Source organism: Microcystis sp. M079S1, from assembly GCF_020246425.1.
GTDB lineage: Bacteria > Cyanobacteriota > Cyanobacteriia > Cyanobacteriales > Microcystaceae > Microcystis > Microcystis aeruginosa.
Map to the genome: position 1 here is coordinate 1 of NZ_JADBSZ010000044.1, position 16,687 is coordinate 16,687.

Below are 16,687 nucleotides of genomic sequence, written 5' to 3' on the forward strand. Positions count from 1 at the left end.
AAAGATTAGTTATTGTGACTAACTCTTTTGGTTAGAACAAGATAAACTTGAGAATCTTCGGTCAAATTTATTGACTCAAAATCAGCTATACTTAATTTAAATGAAACAGCCCTACCCTTATCAAGGGGGGCAGGGGGGATCAGAGGCAAAATCTATCTTATATTTAATTAGAATCACTTACTTAAAAAGTTCTGTTTATCTATCTTTTTCCTTTTGCCTACCCTAACCAAGAACTTAATTTTGTTCAATTACTTACTTATATGCCAGAATTGCCAGAAGTAGAAACGGTGCGTCGCGGGTTAAATCAAGTCACCCAGGGCCAAAAAATTATCGGTGGGGAAGTATTATTACAGCGTACCCTAGCCTATCCTAATTGCGAGGCAACTTTTCTGCAAGGAATTGCTCAGACCACGATTAGCAATTGGCAGCGCCGAGGCAAATATCTCCTCGCCAATTTAGATAATGGTAGCAGTATCGGGGTTCATCTGCGTATGACCGGACAATTGCTCTGGGTAAAAGATACCACTCCCCTGCCGATTCATACGCGCTTACGCTTCTTTTTTGCCAATCAGCAAGAATTGCGCTTTGTCGATACCCGCACTTTCGGGAAAATTTGGTGGATTGCCGCCGATAAAACCCCAGAAACTGTGATTACCGGTCTCAAAAAACTGGGACTAGAACCCTTTGATCGCAATTTTACCCCCGATTACCTCTATAGTCACTGTCAAAAAAGTCGTCGTCCGATTAAAACTTTTCTCCTCGATCAAAATGTAGTCGCAGGAATTGGCAATATCTACGCAGATGAAGTTCTTTTTAAAAGTGGCATCCATCCCCAAACTGCCGCTAATCTCTTGAAAATTGAGCAAATAGACTTATTGACAAAAAACATTATTTCTGTATTAGAAACGGCGATCGCTGAAGGCGGAACCAGTTTTAGCGATTTTCTCCACGTTACGGGAGTTAATGGCAATTATGGGGCGATGGCCTGGGTTTACGGTCGTAATGGCGAAAATTGTCGCCTTTGCGGTGCAACTATTGCCAGAATTAAATTAAGTGGGCGCTCGGCTCATTTTTGTCCCCAGTGTCAAGTCTCAAGGGGAGAAGGGAGAAAAAGCTGATCACTGATTAGGGGCTGTGGCTTGAATTTTGTTATTTTCGTCGGCTAGGGTCTGAATCTCCTGTCTGTAAGCAAAAGGAGCGCGACTGAGAGCATCTTGAAAGAGGGGTTGAGCCTCTTGATTTTTGCCCTGTTCTTTCAGTACGATCGCCGTCGCCAAAATCGGTCGGAAATCGTTAACATCCATCTGTTGAGCTTGTTTATAGGCGTTTAAAGCTTCCGGATAATTTTGCTGCTCGAAATAGATTTTGCCTAAAAGTAACTGAACGGAAACGATATCGATTAAACTAGCCGGATTATTGGGATCGGCAGCAGCTTTTAAAGCGCGATCAAGCGTGTCTTTGACCAGACTAATCGCCTCGATCGGGCGGTTTTGGCTAAGAAATAAATTAGTTAATCCGGTCAAGGCCCGCAGCTCTTGGGGATGGGAGGCTAAAAGAGCGCGATAACTGGCTGTGGCTCCTGCATAGTCCTCTATTTGCTGTTTCGCTTCCGCCAAAAGTAGCAGATAATCGGATTGTTGGGGGTTAAGTTGCGCTAATTTTTCTAAAGGTTCGATCGCTTGCCTTAAATCGCCCTGCTGTAAGCGAGTATCTAATAATCCCCGCAAAGCCGTCTGATTATCGGGTTCGCGCTCTAAAACCATCTGATAACCCAGTGCTTGACTGGCTAATTCCTCTTGTTTGACTGCGGACAGATGACTCTGGCCCGAGGAGCGCTCACTCTGGAGAATAGAAGTCAATAGCGGCATAATCGAGAAAGACAGCAAAGCAAATAACATCAGGACGAGACCGATGGACAGCCAACGACGGTGAGAGAGAGAGGCTTTCATAGACTGGGGTGCGAGAGGACAGACAAGAAAATGTTATGGAAATCTGGAGATTTGATGAGGGGATCGATCGAATTGGCCGCTCTTTATTAAGTACAATGGGCAAACGGTCAAGACTCAAAAGGGTTTTGACTGGGTTGACAGTCAAAAGATCATGGTTCTTAATATATTAGATGCCAGTAGAGTCGCCCTAGAGGGTTATTGTAACCCCCCAGATCGCGCTTTTGACTTGCTTGATTACTAATTTACTATGTGTCTCCGCCGCTAGGAGTGTGATATGAATCGTCCTGGGAATCGGTTTACCGAATCACCGAAAACCCCCCCGACTCCTGAATTTCCACTTCAGGAAGTCCCCCTTGAATCCCCCCATACTGAGGCTGATTTAGCCGTAGAGTCAGCCACCCCCGCAGAAGTCAAACGTCAACAACCGATCCCCCCTCCCAGTCATCTGCGGCAGTATCGGGCGATCGGTCTCGTCTATGGCCATTATCAGCGATCGGAGGAACAATTAACTAAAGGCAATATTTTAACTGCCGATGGTACTCTGATCGATTCTGTGATTCTCGGTCGGGTGATCAGTTTGGTTAAAAATCATCTCGATCTGGAAAAACCCCATCTTTGGGTGGTTTATCCGCGCACCCGTCAGGAAAATGATGCCCTTCATGTTCAGATTGTCGGTGTTTGGGAACCAGAAACCCTGAAAAAGGAGGATGATCAGGAGATAGAACCTCTCCTCGCTTCTACCCCGGGTTATTTCTCGATTCGAGGCGAAGTCATCTTTACCGAACGGGAAAATCAAGCGGTAGTGGTCAAAATCCGACAAATGCCCAAAACTGAAGCGGACAAACCCAAGTTTTTTAAACTAAAATTGCGCGGCACTTTACCTGGTAAACCGATCAGTCGTTTTTGGGATTTTCAGGTACAACTGAAAGGGGATGCCTTAACCATTTTGGAAGGTTTAGACCTCGGTTTTGCCAGCAAGAAAAAACCGATGGGTAAGGGAGGTTTTAAAAAGCCTTTTGATAAAAATCGTCATCCCTCGGGGGAAGGAGAAAAACGACCTTTTACCCCTGGACAATCCCCTATCCCTCGGCCTTCCCGACCAAAACCCGTATCGGAAAACTAATTTTTTTCTAAGGATGGGTGAGAAACCCATCCCTAGTCTAGGATTTGGTTTTGGGAGCTATTTGATACTTAGTATTGGGAATATAAGCGCGAATGTTATAACTATAATCTGTTCCCAAAATCTCGGCGATAAAAACCGCTAACTGAGTGCCTAAAATCGCTTCATCGGCAGAATTAAAAGATTTATAATCTTCTATTAACCATTCTTGACCACCATTAACTAAAGTACATCTAAATGTACCGAGAGATTCGGCGATTTCTGTATGTTCTGTATAGTTTCTCGTTTTTACTTCCCCCGTACTATCTACTCTCAAACACAATTGATTAAGTTCTGCATAAAATTTGGCGGGAATTTTGTCTAAATCACCCCCTTTAGTCACCCAACGCATAAAAAGATGAAAAGACCAAGGAAGATTGAGGTAGAGTAGATAAAATAAACCCAGAATAATTGATAAATATAAGGAGGAAGTCAGGAATTTATCATATTTCCTTTTTCGGGATCGATTTAAACGTTTAGCTAAATCTAACTTTGATCTTTTCATAAATTTTAATGAGTCAAAAGTAATTCGTAAAAAGTAAGATGTATAAAAAAATCCGGCGTTTTGCTCCGATTATCCTGTCCTTGAGTTTATTTATTCTAGCGGTCTGGGCAATTAGTCAAGAATTTAAACACTACACTTTTGCCCAACTCTTGGCTAGTTTGGATCATATTACCACAAGTCATAAGCTAGAAGCTATTTTTTGGATGGCTTTGGGTTATTTGTCGATGACGGGTTATGATCGCCTAGGTTTTTATTATATCAATCATCCCTTAGCTTTAGGCACTATTATCCGCACTGCTTTTATCAGTTATGCTCTTGGTAATACCATTGGTTTAACCTTATTTTCTGGGACGGCGATCCGTTATCGTTTCTATACTACTGCGGGGGTGGGGGTGGTGGATATTGCCAAAGTTATCACTTTTACCCATTTAAGCTTTTGGTTAGGAATGTTAGGCATTGGTGGTTTAAGTTTCCTCCTCGATCCCCAACGGATTCCTCAAATTTTAAAATTACCTTTTTTAACTACCAAACCTTTAGGAGTAATTTTTTTATTGCTGGTTGCGGGCTATTTTTTCTTGACTCTCACCTATAAAAAACCGATAAGAATCGGCCAAGAAAATATCTATTTACCCTCTTGGACTCTTTCCCTGGCTTTGATTTTGGTGACTTTTATCGATTGGATATTAGCCGCTAGAGTTCTCTATCTTCTTCTCCCGGGCAGCTACAATATTTCGTTTTTAGGATTTTTCGGTCTCTATGTATTTGCCATGACGGCAGGGGTATTAAGCAATGTGCCAGGGGGAATAGGTGTTTTTGAGTTTATCATGCTGAGATTACGCCCCGAATATGTATCTAATGCCGAGCTTTTAGGCTCTTTAATCGCCTATCGAGCTATTTATTATTTCCTGCCTTTAATTGTCGCTTTTGTCTGGTTGTTGGGTTACGAGGCGCGCAGAAAATAAGGTCTTCAAATTAGCTTAAACGGACAAAAAAAGTCCCCATGCAGTCATAGCTGGGGAGCATCAATCTAGTAGGCTAAAGTTTCTAAAGTTTCCCGTAGATAGGAACAAATGCGAGCATCAGCATCGTCTCTATTTTTACCTGATTCTAGTTGTTCTTGCTGCCAACGCCGAAAACCGGAACTAGCGGCGATGGCTTGTTTTAAATGCTCCCAAGTGTGATGATCTTTGTGAAGTGGGGTGTCAGAAAATGTGGTAGAGTTGCCCATCTTGACCTCTGGTGGTAGGGTTGCACTTTTTAACATAACTTAAAAATCGCCAGAAATTCTGATAACTGGGACACAATTAGGCAGAAAAAGGTGTTGCCTGGCTGGAAAGCTGCGGGGATGCCAACACCTTTTTTGAGGAAATATAGCAGATTTTTAGGAGATTTTGCTGGTTTCTGCCGCTTCTTCCGCCTCCACTGCCGCGTTTAAAGCGACGGGGGGAATGGGGATAGGAAATACCGACGGCAGCTTAGCGGCGGCATCTTCAGGAGGCTGCCCGGAGTGAAAACGACGGTAACTTAAAACACCGGCTACGGTGATTGCTCCTGTAGCGGCGGCAACCCCTAAAATAAGTTTGTTAGGATTGACATGGAAGGTGGTATTGCTGCCAAAAATGCCTTTAGCTTTAGCGAAAGCACAAGCGGAGGCACTGCCAGCATCAAGAGTACCTAAAACAATACCACTGACGAGGGTGGCACTAACGGCGATGGAGGTGAAAAAAGTTTTCTTCATAATTGCCTTGGGGATAGGTTGTCAATAGCGATTATCCTTGCATTATAGATATCTCCATCACAATTGTCTATTTTATTTCCGTTGGTGACATTGGAATAATTTTGTTTAAGGATAATGAATTATCAATATCGTGTTGGGGGTAGTCTTGCCTATAACCATCCTACCTATATCGAGAGAAATGCCGATCGAGAACTGTTAACGGCGTTGAAAAATGGTCAATTTTGCTACGTTTTTAACTGTCGTCAGATGGGTAAATCCAGTTTAAGGGTACGAGTGACTCATATTTTACAGCAATTGGGCATGGATTGCGCGTCCGTAGATATAACCAGTCTTGGTAGTAATGATAATTTATCCCAATGGTATAACGGGGTGATTACCCGTTTGTTTTTAGGATTTAATCTGACGGGAAAAATTAATCTTAAATCCTGGTTGCGCGAGCGAGAGGATTTACCTCCCGTGCAGCGTTTGGGACAATTTATCGAGGAAATTTTATTAGTTTATTGTCGGGGAGAGAAAATATATATTTTTATCGACGAGATCGATAAAATTCTCAGTTTACAGTTTTCTCTAGATGACTTTTTTTCCCTGATTCGTTATTGTTATAACCAAAGAGCGGAAAATGCCCAGTATGAAAGAATTACTTTCGCTTTATTCGGTGTTGCTACCCCAGCAGATTTAATTCGCGAAAAGACCCAAACATCTTTTAATATCGGCCAAGCGATCGAATTAACGGGATTTAATCTTGCAGAAATTGCTCCTTTAGCCGCGGGATTATCCAGTCAAAGTAATTATCAACCCGACTGGTTAGAAAAAGTTATTTTTTGGACGGGAGGACAGCCATTTTTAACCCAGAAAATCTGTCAGCTATTGCTGGAAACTAATTTAGATATTGAGACGCTGATCAAAGAAAGAATTATTAATAATTGGGAATCTCATGATGAACCAGTTCATCTGCGAACTATTGCTGATCGCTTGTTAAGAAATCAAGACAAAGCCGGTCGTTTGTTAGGCATCTATCAACAAATTTTAGAAAAAGGTGCAATCCTGTGCGATGATAGTCCAGAACAAGGGGAATTAAGGTTATCGGGTTTAGTGGTAAAAAAGGATAATCAGTTAGTAGTTTATAATCCTATTTATCGAGAAATATTTAATCTCAATTGGGTGGAAAAACAATTAGAGCAATTGCGTCCCTACTCAGAAGCAATCGCCGCTTGGCAACAGTCTAATTATACCGATGAATCGCGGCTTTTACGCGGAAAAGCTTTAAATAATGCCCTCGATTGGTCTCAGGGTAAAAGCTTAAGTAATCTTGATTATCAGTTTTTAACTGCCAGTCAAAATCTCGATAAAAGAGAGGCAGAAATTAGCTTAGAAACTCAGAGACAAGCTAATAAAATTCTAGCAATTGCTCACCAAAAAGCCACCAAGAGAATTAAAATTGGCTCAGTAATTTTAATTGCTTCTCTTTTGGGTTCTTTCTTAGCTTTTATTCAGGTAAAACAAGCATGGCAGCAAGTAGAAACCGCTCAATTAGGTATTCAATTACAGCGCCAGGGTGATAGTTATTGGCAACAATTTCAATTTGAACAACTAGAATCTTTAATGGCGGCCATGCAAGCAGTCAATAGTTTAAAAAATATCGTTACCGATGACCAAACCCTGGGTAAATATCCTGCTACCAGTCCAATTATTACCCTACAACAAATTTTAGATCGCATTCAAGAAAAAAACCAACTGCAAGGACATCAGGGAACTATTTATAGTGTTAGTATTAGTCCTGATCGTCAAAAAATCGCCACTGCTTCCCAAGATGGGACGGTAAAAATTTGGAATCAAAAAGGTGAGAATATTCAAACTTTGACAGGTCATCAGGGAGCAGTTTATAGTGTTAGTTTTAGTCCCGATGGTCAAAAAATTGCCACCGCTTCCGAAGATAAAACCGCCAAAATTTGGAACTTGCAAGGGCAAAATTTAGTCACCTATCCTGACCATCAAGAATCAGTTTATAGTGTTAGTTTTAGTCCCGATGGTCAAAAAATTGTCACCACTTCCAGGGATAAAACCGCTAGATTATGGAATTTATCAGGTGAAACTTTACAGGTATTTAAGGGACATAAAAGATCGATAGATGCAGCTAGTTTTAGTCCCGATGGTCAAAAAATTGCCACCGCTTCCCGGGATGGTACGATTAAAATCTGGGATTTATCAGGTAAAATTATCTTGAGTTTAGGTCAAGATAATATTGAGACTTTTTATAGTGTTAATTTTAGTCCCGACGGTCAAAAAATTGCCGGAGCAGCGGCAGATAAAACTGCTAAAATTTGGGATTTACAGGGAAATTTAAGAGCTACTTTCCAGGGACATCAAGATTTTGTCAACAGTGTTAATTTTAGTCCTGATGGCAAGTTTATAATTACTGCATCTAGTGACGGTAGTGCTAAAATTTGGGGAATGCAAGGGGAAGAAATAACTACTCTCAGAGGACATCAAGAATCAGTTTTTACTGCTGTATTTAGTCAAGATGGAAAACAGGTGGTAACTGGATCGAGTGATGAAACGGCTAAAATTTGGCAACTGAACAATTTAAATCAAGCTCAGGCCGATAATACCAGTGTTAGCATTAATTCCCAGGGCAATATTATCGCTATTGCTAACAAAGATGGTCAAATCACTTTACTCGATTCCCAGGGAAAAAAAATTAGAGAATTTGCCACAAAAATGCGCTCAATCTATAGTATAGCTTTTCATCCCGATAGTAATCAGATAGCGATTACAGGAAGAAATGGAAAAGTACAAATCTGGAGTCAAAAAGGAACAATGCTTCAAGAATTTACCGCTAGTCAAGCACCGATTTATAGTCTTGCTTTTAATGGAGAGGGAACAGCAATAATCACGGGAACAAGCGAGGGAAAAGTTCAATACTGGCATTTAAGCAATCATCGGCCTCAATTAATTAATTCCTGGACAGCCGATGATAATATTATCTATGATTTGGTGTTTTCTCCTGATCATCAAAAAATTGCTACCGCTACTCGGGGAAAGATTAAAATTTGGGATTTACAGGGCAATCTTTTAAAGGAGATTAAAACCGATTCTTTTCCCGTTTATGGAGTTAGTTTTAGTCCCGATGGTGAGAAAATCGCCGCTATTTCAAGGGATGGTACAGCTAGACGCTGGGACATGGACGGAAATTTGCGCTCCGAGTTTAAAATAGAAGAAGATATCGTCTATGGGATCGCTTTTAGTCCTGATAGTCAAGAGATTGTGATTATTGCTAGGGATGGTCAAAAGCATCGATGGCCCTTAGAAACGGAATATAATTATTTACAAAAATTGCTCGATCGAGGTTGTCTTTGGTTAGAAGATTATCTCAGGACTCGTCCCGAAAAACGAGAAGCTCTATCCCCCTGTACTGGGAAAATAAAACCATTCACCTTTTAAACTTGGTTTGACTGGGTGGGGGGTGAAGATTAAATTAATTAGTTAATTTCTTGATCTCTTCGGTTTGTCTTATGCAACGGACAGGGTTATAAGGGATGAAACCCTTATAGAAACAGACATTACTGCGATTTTTGTCAATTGTTTGCGATCTGGAGCGAACTAATCAATTAAATCTCTTGCCAGATCAGGATTTAGTCGATTTATGTCTCCATATAGAATCATACCAAGTAAAGAAGAACCCAACATTTTTGGTTTTAACGCTAGAATTTTATCTAATGACCTTTTGTCAACGAGAGAGTCTAGGTATAATCATTGTCTTTGTGTCTTTGCTACTCTAAAAATTTCTTGAGCTGTTGCTGAACCGACAAAACGCCAGTGCCAAGGTTCATAACTAACACCTTGGAAATTGTTTTTCGGAAATGATAGTTCAAAGCCATATTGAGCAGCGTGAACTTCTAGCCAGCGATAGGCTTCAGTAGAGTCGAATGTCAATTTGAGGACAGTATTAGGACTTTTACCGTCACCAACATCGAGAGCATAGCCTGTATGATGTTCGCTGAAACCTGGAGGCGCACTCAGTTTAGAGGCTGCTTTCTTGCTTCCTTGGCGTTGAATTTGTCGCTCAAACAGCTTTTTTTGATCGGCAACTGAGCGAAAGCCAGAAACAGGAATGATCTCAATTCCCTCTTGTTGAGCGGCTAATTGCATCTGTTTAAACATCTCTGCCGCTTCTCGATTTAGATATGCTTTACGTTCGTAGAAAATACCAATTTCCACTAAATCATTAGCATTTTCTTCGTATTTTATATGAAAAGGAATTTCAGTTTGGTTAGGGGGTGAAAGTACAGTGTGATTCTTGGGAGGTGGCGAAGATAGTGAATAGATATCATCAGCACCAGTAACCATCTGTTTGGGTGAAGGAACTGGCAAAGCTTTGGATGTATTTGCCAAAGGATAAGGTCGCTGTAAGGGAGGCGTTAGAGTATTTTTAGGGATAGGAGCAGGGGAAATTAGAGAAGTAGAAGAAACCGACGGCGAGGTAGAAACTATCGCAGTGGTTGGCGGTTCAGTCGGCTGTTTAAACCCTAAATAAATCGATACACCCATTACAACAATTATAGGAATAATAAAATATCGAAAATCTGAAATAAAAGATTTCATATTAGTTGTAGTAATTGTGTGCAGTTACTTATTGTCACACTAGAGCTAGTCAGAGCTAATTAATTGAGCAGCAATCCAGCCTGTCGTACCAGACTGAGGATGATAGACTTTGTACCACTGATAACCATTTTTATCATAGCTACTACCCAAAATTTGCACACGATCGCCTGTACGGACAGTTCCTACCACCCCATAAACAGTCCCAGCGCCAGAACGTATATTTTTGGTTCCTGGGGTGCCGCTAACTGCGGCATTAGTTCCGCTGGACGAAACTTTTGGTGGAGATTGAGATGGAGGTTGGATTTGCGGTTGACTTGGATAAGTAGAAGTAGTTTGACCATCAACTTTTTCCTTTAGTTCTTTTAATTCGGCAAGTCTGGCTTTTTTTTCTTTAAGTTGTGTTTGTACTTGGGACAGTTGGAACAGATTAATAGTAACACTTATTGTTAGTAAAAATACAGATAATAAAGCTAATGTTAATCGGTTTTTATTCCACCAAATTCTATATTTTTTTCCTCGCGTTAGCTCATATCCTTCATAAGCGCGTGTGGGATCAACTTTATATGCTCTGTTATATTTTTCTAATGCTTGTTGATAGTTTTTAGTGTCAAGATAATCTTCAGCTAATTTAAATAAAGCCGTAAAATGATTAGGATTCAGTTTTGTAATTTGTTCATAAATATCGGAACTAGATAAATTACGATTCTCAGCTATATCTTCGGCCAATTCAAAAAGTCGGCAAGCATCTAAATCAACTTTTTCTAAATCCCAGATAGCCTGTCTTAAAGGATAGCGTTTAACCAACCAATAACGAACTAGCTTAACTTTAATTTTGTAGTGAAATTCTGAATTTTCTACTCTCTCTAAAAATTCCCATTGAACTAAATTTTCCGGAGCTTTATTTAAAGCTTCTGTTATGATAACTCCATATTCTCTGAGCAGTTTTAAAGGTTCTTCTGTCACTGAATTATTTTTCTTCTCAGCCATTTTCTCCGCTTGCGCTACTGCTGAAAAAACAACTCTTTCAGGAATCGGTAATCCATCTCGAAACCAAGCTAGTCCTCCTTCAGCAGTTTCAATTGCATCATCGACAATTTTAGTAACATCATCACAGGTAATTTCTGACTTATCCTCTTCTTCAGCTTGTAAAAAAAGAGCATTACATATCACTTGAGTAAAATAAGGATGACCTGAACTCAATTCTAAAATTGCATCGATAGCCTGAGAATCATAGTTTAAATAATGTGCAGCAGGTTCAGTAATTAATGCTTTAGCATCTGATTTTTCTAATAAGCCAATTTCTTGATTGACAGCTTGTCTAAATAAGCTTTTTAAGTTGGTTAAATCTTCTACTCTTCTCCCTATTACTGGAATGATAAATAAATTATTGTATTGACCGATAAGAGTTTCCAGATAAGGAAAAAAAGATTCAACTGGGGAATCAGGTGTTTGATCATTTAAAACATCAAATTCGTCTAATAACCAAACCATTTTTCGTTTCTGCTCTTTTAAGACCTCAATTACTTGAGGTAAAAACTCATCAGAGAAAACCGTTTTATAATTCAAGGACAAAGATTCTGATTGAGGAATATTCAACTTATCAGCAATAGTTGAAGCAAGATTTTGTAAGATACTGTCAAGTGGTAGTCGCGTTTTATCATGCAAATCAAAATAGATAAACACGAACTCACCTAGTCCCACAAAATTAGGAATTTGCATGAGTACAGAAGATTTACCAATACGTCTTTGACCATGCAGCAAAACAACTTGTGTATTTTGTTTGAGATTATCTTCAATAAATCTAAAAAGTTTCCGTCGGCCAAAAAATGACTCTCGGTCATAAATGGGACGACCGACAATATAGGGATTTATGTGCCTTGTTTGTGTTGTCATCATGATAATAACCCCCCTACTTGCTCAATGATAGATGCTATCTTATCTTTATTTTGCCATAGCCAACGAATAGCAGTATTAACTCTTGTCGTCTGTTGGCGGCTCATTAAATTAAGGAATCCTCTTTGTCGTTTTTTCAACTCCTCTTCCTGGCTATTCTCGATTTGCTTAATCACCCACCACTCCATTATAGATGAGCAGAAAGAATAAGTAGTATTTTCTTCTCCCTCTACCTTCTTTAAGATACCTCGCTCAACCAAATTATTTAATTCTATTTCTTTTTGACTGAAAATCGCTTCAATTCCGCCGAGAGCGTATCGACTCCTTCCTAATTTGCCTTCTAATTGGGATAAAGCCAGCAACATTAACAAATTTTGCTCTGTTTCAGTGGACAGTTGCCAAATAGCTTGAAATAAGTGTAAAGTGTTTGTTTGAAATTCTTGAATAAATTTTTTCTCATTAAGGTTATTTCCCGAAACCAATTCTTCATATAATAAGAAACAAGCATTTTGCAGTAAAGCTGGATTACCATCAGCAATTTTACGGATAGCTTGTTTCCAACCCAATAGACTCTCACTTCTATCGAGTAAAAGGTTTACTTCCTGATTAGTAAAAGGCTTAAGATTTTCAAATAAATAACCATTATACCAAGGTGATTTATCAGGTGTAAGTTCTGGACCAATTTGACTCAACCGACGAGATGAAGTCACAACTATCGAGATATTTTGCTCCTCGGATTGAGCCAGGGTACGACACTGACTGACGAAGGTATCTATATCAGCTTTCGTATATTGGGAATTGGGACGTAAGGTTACATCGTAATTATCGATAAGTAAAACTAAAAATTTACCCTGTTCTTTAAGTAAACGCAAGATAATAAGCAAATCATTAACTGTGGCTTCTGGTTTTTCTGAAAGAGTATCAATACTGGTTTTTAAGAAAGAAAAATTATTCTTAATTGTTACTAAAATATTGCGCCAAAAATCAGAAATCTTAAAAGGTTCCAGGCTTTGACAGTCAATGAATACAACAACTGCTTGGTTATAATCTTGCCCGCATTGTTCCCAGATAATAGGATATGTTAGCAGTTTTAAAAAAGATGATTTGCCCATACCCGGACCACCCCAAACCGCTAGAGAACTACGGCTTCTAATCTGATGCAATGCTCTCCTGATTAATGTCTTTCTTCCAATGAAATTTTCAGGAGTAACTCGTTGACCAATAGTGAAAGGATTTGAAGGCATGATCATTTTTTTAGACCCGATTGGAAAAATCAAGGAAGAATGCTTACCCAGTTTGATATTGAGGCTTTAATCTCCCAACCACCAAATCTATTATAGAACCCATTTGGTATCTTTTATAATGTAGATGCTAGGCTGAAAAGGTGAAGCGAAAACCTTGTCCATTATAGGTTTCAGGGAAGAGAGTCTGTAGCCTGTTTAACGGCAATACTTTGGTCTGAACCCCGTCAGTGAATGCGCCACCGTCTAGTCGTCCCCGAAAATCAATAGAGGAGTAAGCTAAAATCTACTCAAGTAGTATGACGAATGAAGAGTAGTCTATCGCAGAACCGCTATTGCCAAAGAAGAAATTGACTGGCCCCCCCGAAAGGGACAAAACGACAGATTTTAGATGGGATTTTCTATCAACTCAAAAATGGCTGTAATTGGCGGGAATTCCCGAAAGATTTCTCTCCCTACTCCACCATGTTCTGGCATTATAAACAGTGGAAAAGTCAGGGAATCATGGTTCTTCGGTTTGTGTTATGCAATGGACGGGGTTTATAATAAATGTAACCCTTATATAGAAAGACATTTGGCAATTTTTGTCAATTGTTTTCGATCTAGAACGAACTAATCAATTAAGTCTCTTGCCAGATAAGGATTTAGTCGATTTATGCCCCCCCTATCGAACCATACCAAGTAACGAAGAACCATTTCTTGAGTAATTACTGCCTAACCCACCCGCTCAATAGTCTTAATTTTTAATCCGATGAGGGGGGATTTTCTGCGCTTGGCGATCGAGTTTCTGGGGGAGTATCTTCTCCGATAGTTTTTTCTGGGGGCAAATCTTCCTCTGGGGGGGGATTTTCTGCGCTTTGCGATCGAGTTTCTGGGGGAGTATCTTCTCCGATAGTTTTTTCTGGAGGCAAATTTTCCTCGGTAACTTCAATAATCACCGTTTCGCTAACAGCAATAGTTTCGACTTCAACATTTGCGACAGGTTCAGTCGGGGGAATTTCTGGGGGATTTTCGGAAGAGTTGATCTCTTCCGTTGCCAAATCAAAATCATCGAAATCATCGAAATCATCGAAAGTTTCCCCATCATCAATAATTTCTGCGGCTTTTTCCCCAATTTCTGTCACTGATTCTGTAATAGTTTCCCCGATAGCCGCCGCTTTTTCGACAACGGGGTCCACCGTTTCTTGAGCTTTTTCCGCAATTTCTGTCACTGATTCTGTAATAGTTTCCCCGATAGCCGCGGCTTTTTCTATAACGGGGTCCACCGTTTCTTTAACCGTTTCTTTAACTTTTGCTGCTACTTTCTCAGCTTTAGCTTTAGTTTTAGGGGATTGGGAGGGAGTAACTTTCCCGAAACGATTGCCTAACCAACCGACAATAGTAAATAATTTAACCGGTTTGTCGGGATAAAAAAGTGCTTGTCTGAGTTTGAGAGTTTGCCAAGCGAAAGCAATAAATAAAATGGCTGCGGCAACTTGTCCTAGGAGGATAGCGCCTGTAATCCTTCCCGCGCACAACCAGAGGACAAGGGCATAGAATAATCCTACCGCACTCCAGAGAAAATCATCTTGACGGTGGCGATCGGGGGCGATAAAAGCGGTGGTGAGGAGGTACAGACTACTCAATCCCACAACAACCGCTAGGATATAGGGCAACATTTGCGATTCTCCTTTGACATTTCCTTTTTTATTGTGCGTTATTTGGGGTCGATCGAGTCTATTTTTTGATTAATTTGGGAAATTATCGAGTCAGATCGTCTTTAACTGTGTTGATGAATAGCCATAGTTAATATTAGGAAATTCTTGGTTTATCCTCTCATGCTTGTGCTGATCAGATTAAACAAGCTTTCGGAGCAAACAATTAAGTTTTGATATTTAACAAGCAAAGGAAAATTAGCAACCCTTGATCAACCCACAGACAAACTGTTATCTTTAGTAATTAGTGCCGATGGTAAATATTTAATTATTGGTAGTGCTGACAAAACTGTAAAAATCTGGCAAAATGGGTAATAGTGACACCTCAAGATAAGTAAGTAGTTCTAATTAAATTGAAGATAAATTTCGCTTCTGATCCCCCCTGCCCCCCTTAATAAGGGGGGTGCCGATTCCCCCTTAGTCCCCCCTTGATAAGAGGGGTGTCTGACAACTTTTAACACCTACCTACTTAACTGCTATAAGTAGAAACTTATGCCGACAATATTTTATTGGGGAGAAGATGAATTTGCTATTAACCAAGCGGTGAAAAATCTGCAAGCAAAACTTCTCGATCCCAATTGGATACAGTTTAATTATGACAAAATCAACGGCGATCGCAATGAAGCAATTATCGAGGCCCTCAATCAAGCGATGACTCCAGTTTTCGGCATGGGAAATCGTTTGGTTTGGTTAGCCGATACGGTTATTTGTCAACAATGTTCCGAGGATATTTTTAAGGAATTACAGCGCACTTTGCCCAATTTACCCGAAAATTCCTATCTGTTATTAACCAGTGCCAAAAAACCCGACTCCCGCTTAAAATCGAGCAAGTTTATCCAAAATCAGGCAGAGGTTAAAGAATTTGAACTAATTCCGCCTTGGAAAGTCGAGGAAATTGCCCAAAGAGTTAGGGAAATTGCCAAAGAAGTGGGGGTAAAATTAACCCCCGATGCGATCGAACTCTTAGCAGAATCAGTGGGAAATAACAGCCGCTTGTTGTGGATGGAGTTAGAAAAACTGCGTTTATTTAAAAATAATTCGGCGGGAACTATTGACAAAAAGGACATTTTAAGCTTAGTCAACGCCAGCAATCAAAGCAGCTTACAGTTAGCCAGTGCTATTTTAAAACGGGAGACAGGCAAGGCCCTCGAATTAGTCAATGAATTATTAAATCGCAACGAGAACCCCTTGGCTATCACCGCCACCCTAGGGGGTCAATTTCGCACTTGGGCAATAGTGAAATTAAAAATTGAAGAAGGAGAAAAAGACGACAAAAATATCGCCGCCGCCGCCGAAATTGCCAATCCCAAGCGACTGTATTTCATTCGCAAAGAGATACAATCCTTTTCTTCTAAGCAACTTCTGGCCACCTTGCCCATACTTCTCGAATTAGAATATCGTCTCAAGCGGGGTGCAGAACCTTTGGCAACTTTGCAAACCAAAATTATCGAACTTTGTTGTTTATTGGTGACTTAATACCCTTCCTTGCTGTTCAGAAATCCTCTAGAATAAGATTCTTTGACACTCCCGCCGTCAAGCTGACGCTGTGACGGGGGATTCTTGATTCACCCCAAACCCGCTTTTGGGTACAAGTACCAACGAGTCTTACAGTTTCTCCCCAAGCTTGAAATTCCGACTGTCCATCGGTATTTGTTGACAGTATTCTCATACCTTCTTCCCTTAAATTCTTGGCTGCGTTTTCATCTCTATCGTGATGACTCTTACATTCTGGACAAATCCATTCACGAATACTGAGAGTCAACAAATCATTTTTAAATCCACAGCCAGAACAGAGTTTTGTACTCGGATAAAACCTGTCAACTTCTACAAGTTTTCCTCCCTCTCTTTCTAGCTTGTAGTCCAAGAAATTAAGCAACATCCCAAAACCAGCGTCATGTATTGATTT

15 protein-coding genes and 1 pseudogene are annotated in these 16,687 nt (G+C 40.1%); 7 read left to right on the forward strand and 9 right to left on the reverse strand.

What is annotated here, in order from left to right; genetic code table 11:
* The first annotated feature begins 260 nt into the window (after positions 1 to 260).
* Positions 261 to 1,118, forward strand: a complete 858-nt coding sequence (locus tag IM456_RS02440) for a DNA-formamidopyrimidine glycosylase (protein ID WP_287692668.1) — start codon at positions 261 to 263, stop codon at positions 1,116 to 1,118.
* Here the strand turns inward: IM456_RS02440 and IM456_RS02445 are convergent, their stop codons facing one another.
* Positions 1,119 to 1,949, reverse strand: a complete 831-nt coding sequence (locus tag IM456_RS02445; RefSeq protein WP_287692669.1) for a tetratricopeptide repeat protein — start codon at positions 1,947 to 1,949, stop codon at positions 1,119 to 1,121.
* A 274-nt stretch (positions 1,950 to 2,223) separates the two neighbouring features.
* Between IM456_RS02445 and patR the strand changes: the two genes are divergently transcribed.
* A complete protein-coding gene (gene patR, locus IM456_RS02450) occupies positions 2,224 to 3,072 on the forward strand; it encodes a heterocyst master regulator PatR (RefSeq protein WP_149986600.1) in 849 nt (282 codons plus the stop codon).
* 37 nt (positions 3,073 to 3,109) lie between these two features.
* On the opposite strand, the gene IM456_RS02455 is transcribed toward patR, so the two are convergent.
* Positions 3,110 to 3,613, reverse strand: coding sequence for a hypothetical protein (locus tag IM456_RS02455; protein ID WP_287692671.1), 504 nt, complete (start codon positions 3,611 to 3,613; stop codon positions 3,110 to 3,112).
* Between the two features lie 38 nt (positions 3,614 to 3,651).
* Between IM456_RS02455 and IM456_RS02460 the strand changes: the two genes are divergently transcribed.
* Complete coding sequence (locus IM456_RS02460) at positions 3,652 to 4,575, forward strand: lysylphosphatidylglycerol synthase domain-containing protein (protein WP_287692673.1); 924 nt, start codon at positions 3,652 to 3,654, stop codon at positions 4,573 to 4,575.
* A 65-nt stretch (positions 4,576 to 4,640) separates the two neighbouring features.
* Here IM456_RS02460 and IM456_RS02465 read toward each other — a convergent pair whose 3' ends face one another.
* Together IM456_RS02465 and IM456_RS02470 are read right to left on the reverse strand one after the other, a co-directional pair.
* Positions 4,641 to 4,877 (reverse strand): hypothetical protein, encoded by a 237-nt coding sequence (locus IM456_RS02465; RefSeq protein WP_080603301.1) that lies wholly within the window; start codon positions 4,875 to 4,877, stop codon positions 4,641 to 4,643.
* A gap of 117 nt (positions 4,878 to 4,994) precedes the next feature.
* Positions 4,995 to 5,351 (reverse strand): hypothetical protein, encoded by a 357-nt coding sequence (locus tag IM456_RS02470; protein ID WP_147068745.1) that lies wholly within the window; start codon positions 5,349 to 5,351, stop codon positions 4,995 to 4,997.
* Between the two features lie 114 nt (positions 5,352 to 5,465).
* Between IM456_RS02470 and IM456_RS02475 the strand changes: the two genes are divergently transcribed.
* A complete protein-coding gene (locus tag IM456_RS02475) occupies positions 5,466 to 8,792 on the forward strand; it encodes an AAA-like domain-containing protein (protein ID WP_287692676.1) in 3,327 nt (1,108 codons plus the stop codon).
* A gap of 309 nt (positions 8,793 to 9,101) precedes the next feature.
* Here IM456_RS02475 and IM456_RS02480 read toward each other — a convergent pair whose 3' ends face one another.
* Genes IM456_RS02480 through IM456_RS02490 form a run of 3 tightly spaced genes read right to left on the reverse strand, consistent with a single transcriptional unit; the run spans position 9,102 to position 13,090 of the window.
* Positions 9,102 to 9,953 carry a M15 family metallopeptidase gene (locus IM456_RS02480; protein ID WP_185239255.1) on the reverse strand — a complete coding sequence of 284 codons (852 nt, stop codon included), beginning with the start codon at positions 9,951 to 9,953 and terminating at the stop codon, positions 9,102 to 9,104.
* A 45-nt stretch (positions 9,954 to 9,998) separates the two neighbouring features.
* Positions 9,999 to 11,849 carry an SH3 domain-containing protein gene (locus tag IM456_RS02485; RefSeq protein ID WP_287692680.1) on the reverse strand — a complete coding sequence of 617 codons (1,851 nt, stop codon included), beginning with the start codon at positions 11,847 to 11,849 and terminating at the stop codon, positions 9,999 to 10,001.
* Positions 11,846 to 13,090 (reverse strand): NACHT domain-containing protein, encoded by a 1,245-nt coding sequence (locus tag IM456_RS02490; protein WP_238142345.1) that lies wholly within the window; start codon positions 13,088 to 13,090, stop codon positions 11,846 to 11,848. Before IM456_RS02490 ends, IM456_RS02485 begins: the two co-directional genes overlap by 4 nt.
* Positions 13,091 to 13,483: 393 nt before the next feature.
* On the opposite strand from IM456_RS02490, the gene IM456_RS23185 reads away from it, so the two are divergent.
* Positions 13,484 to 13,633: a transposase gene (locus IM456_RS23185; RefSeq protein ID WP_353734431.1), complete on the forward strand. Its 150-nt coding sequence runs from the start codon at positions 13,484 to 13,486 to the stop codon at positions 13,631 to 13,633.
* Positions 13,634 to 13,830: 197 nt separating this feature from the next.
* On the opposite strand, the gene IM456_RS02495 is transcribed toward IM456_RS23185, so the two are convergent.
* Positions 13,831 to 14,745 (reverse strand): Ycf66 family protein, encoded by a 915-nt coding sequence (locus IM456_RS02495; RefSeq protein WP_287692682.1) that lies wholly within the window; start codon positions 14,743 to 14,745, stop codon positions 13,831 to 13,833.
* Positions 14,746 to 14,910: 165 nt separating this feature from the next.
* Between IM456_RS02495 and IM456_RS23190 the strand changes: the two are divergent.
* Positions 14,911 to 15,096, forward strand: a pseudogene (locus IM456_RS23190) (WD40 repeat domain-containing protein).
* 177 nt (positions 15,097 to 15,273) lie between these two features.
* On the forward strand, positions 15,274 to 16,257 hold the full coding sequence (holA, locus tag IM456_RS02500; RefSeq protein WP_287692684.1) for a DNA polymerase III subunit delta: 984 nt from the start codon (positions 15,274 to 15,276) through the stop codon (positions 16,255 to 16,257).
* 16 nt (positions 16,258 to 16,273) lie between these two features.
* Here the strand turns inward: holA and IM456_RS02505 are convergent.
* Positions 16,274 to 16,687 (reverse strand): RNA-guided endonuclease InsQ/TnpB family protein (locus IM456_RS02505; protein ID WP_287712739.1); only part of this gene is annotated, 414 nt, incomplete at its 5' end.

Bases quoted from the DNA above. Each gene is read 5' to 3' on its own strand.
- IM456_RS02440 (WP_287692668.1), top strand. From the start codon at position 261: ATGCCAGAATTGCCAGAAGTAGAAACGGTGCGTCGCGGGTTAAATCAA.
- IM456_RS02445 (WP_287692669.1), bottom strand. From the start codon at position 1,949: ATGAAAGCCTCTCTCTCTCACCGTCGTTGGCTGTCCATCGGTCTCGTC.
- patR (WP_149986600.1), top strand. From the start codon at position 2,224: ATGAATCGTCCTGGGAATCGGTTTACCGAATCACCGAAAACCCCCCCG.
- IM456_RS02455 (WP_287692671.1), bottom strand. From the start codon at position 3,613: ATGAAAAGATCAAAGTTAGATTTAGCTAAACGTTTAAATCGATCCCGA.
- IM456_RS02460 (WP_287692673.1), top strand. From the start codon at position 3,652: ATGTATAAAAAAATCCGGCGTTTTGCTCCGATTATCCTGTCCTTGAGT.
- IM456_RS02465 (WP_080603301.1), bottom strand. From the start codon at position 4,877: ATGTTAAAAAGTGCAACCCTACCACCAGAGGTCAAGATGGGCAACTCT.
- IM456_RS02470 (WP_147068745.1), bottom strand. From the start codon at position 5,351: ATGAAGAAAACTTTTTTCACCTCCATCGCCGTTAGTGCCACCCTCGTC.
- IM456_RS02475 (WP_287692676.1), top strand. From the start codon at position 5,466: ATGAATTATCAATATCGTGTTGGGGGTAGTCTTGCCTATAACCATCCT.
- IM456_RS02480 (WP_185239255.1), bottom strand. From the start codon at position 9,953: ATGAAATCTTTTATTTCAGATTTTCGATATTTTATTATTCCTATAATT.
- IM456_RS02485 (WP_287692680.1), bottom strand. From the start codon at position 11,849: ATGATGACAACACAAACAAGGCACATAAATCCCTATATTGTCGGTCGT.
- IM456_RS02490 (WP_238142345.1), bottom strand. From the start codon at position 13,090: ATGCCTTCAAATCCTTTCACTATTGGTCAACGAGTTACTCCTGAAAAT.
- IM456_RS02495 (WP_287692682.1), bottom strand. From the start codon at position 14,745: ATGTTGCCCTATATCCTAGCGGTTGTTGTGGGATTGAGTAGTCTGTAC.
- holA (WP_287692684.1), top strand. From the start codon at position 15,274: ATGCCGACAATATTTTATTGGGGAGAAGATGAATTTGCTATTAACCAA.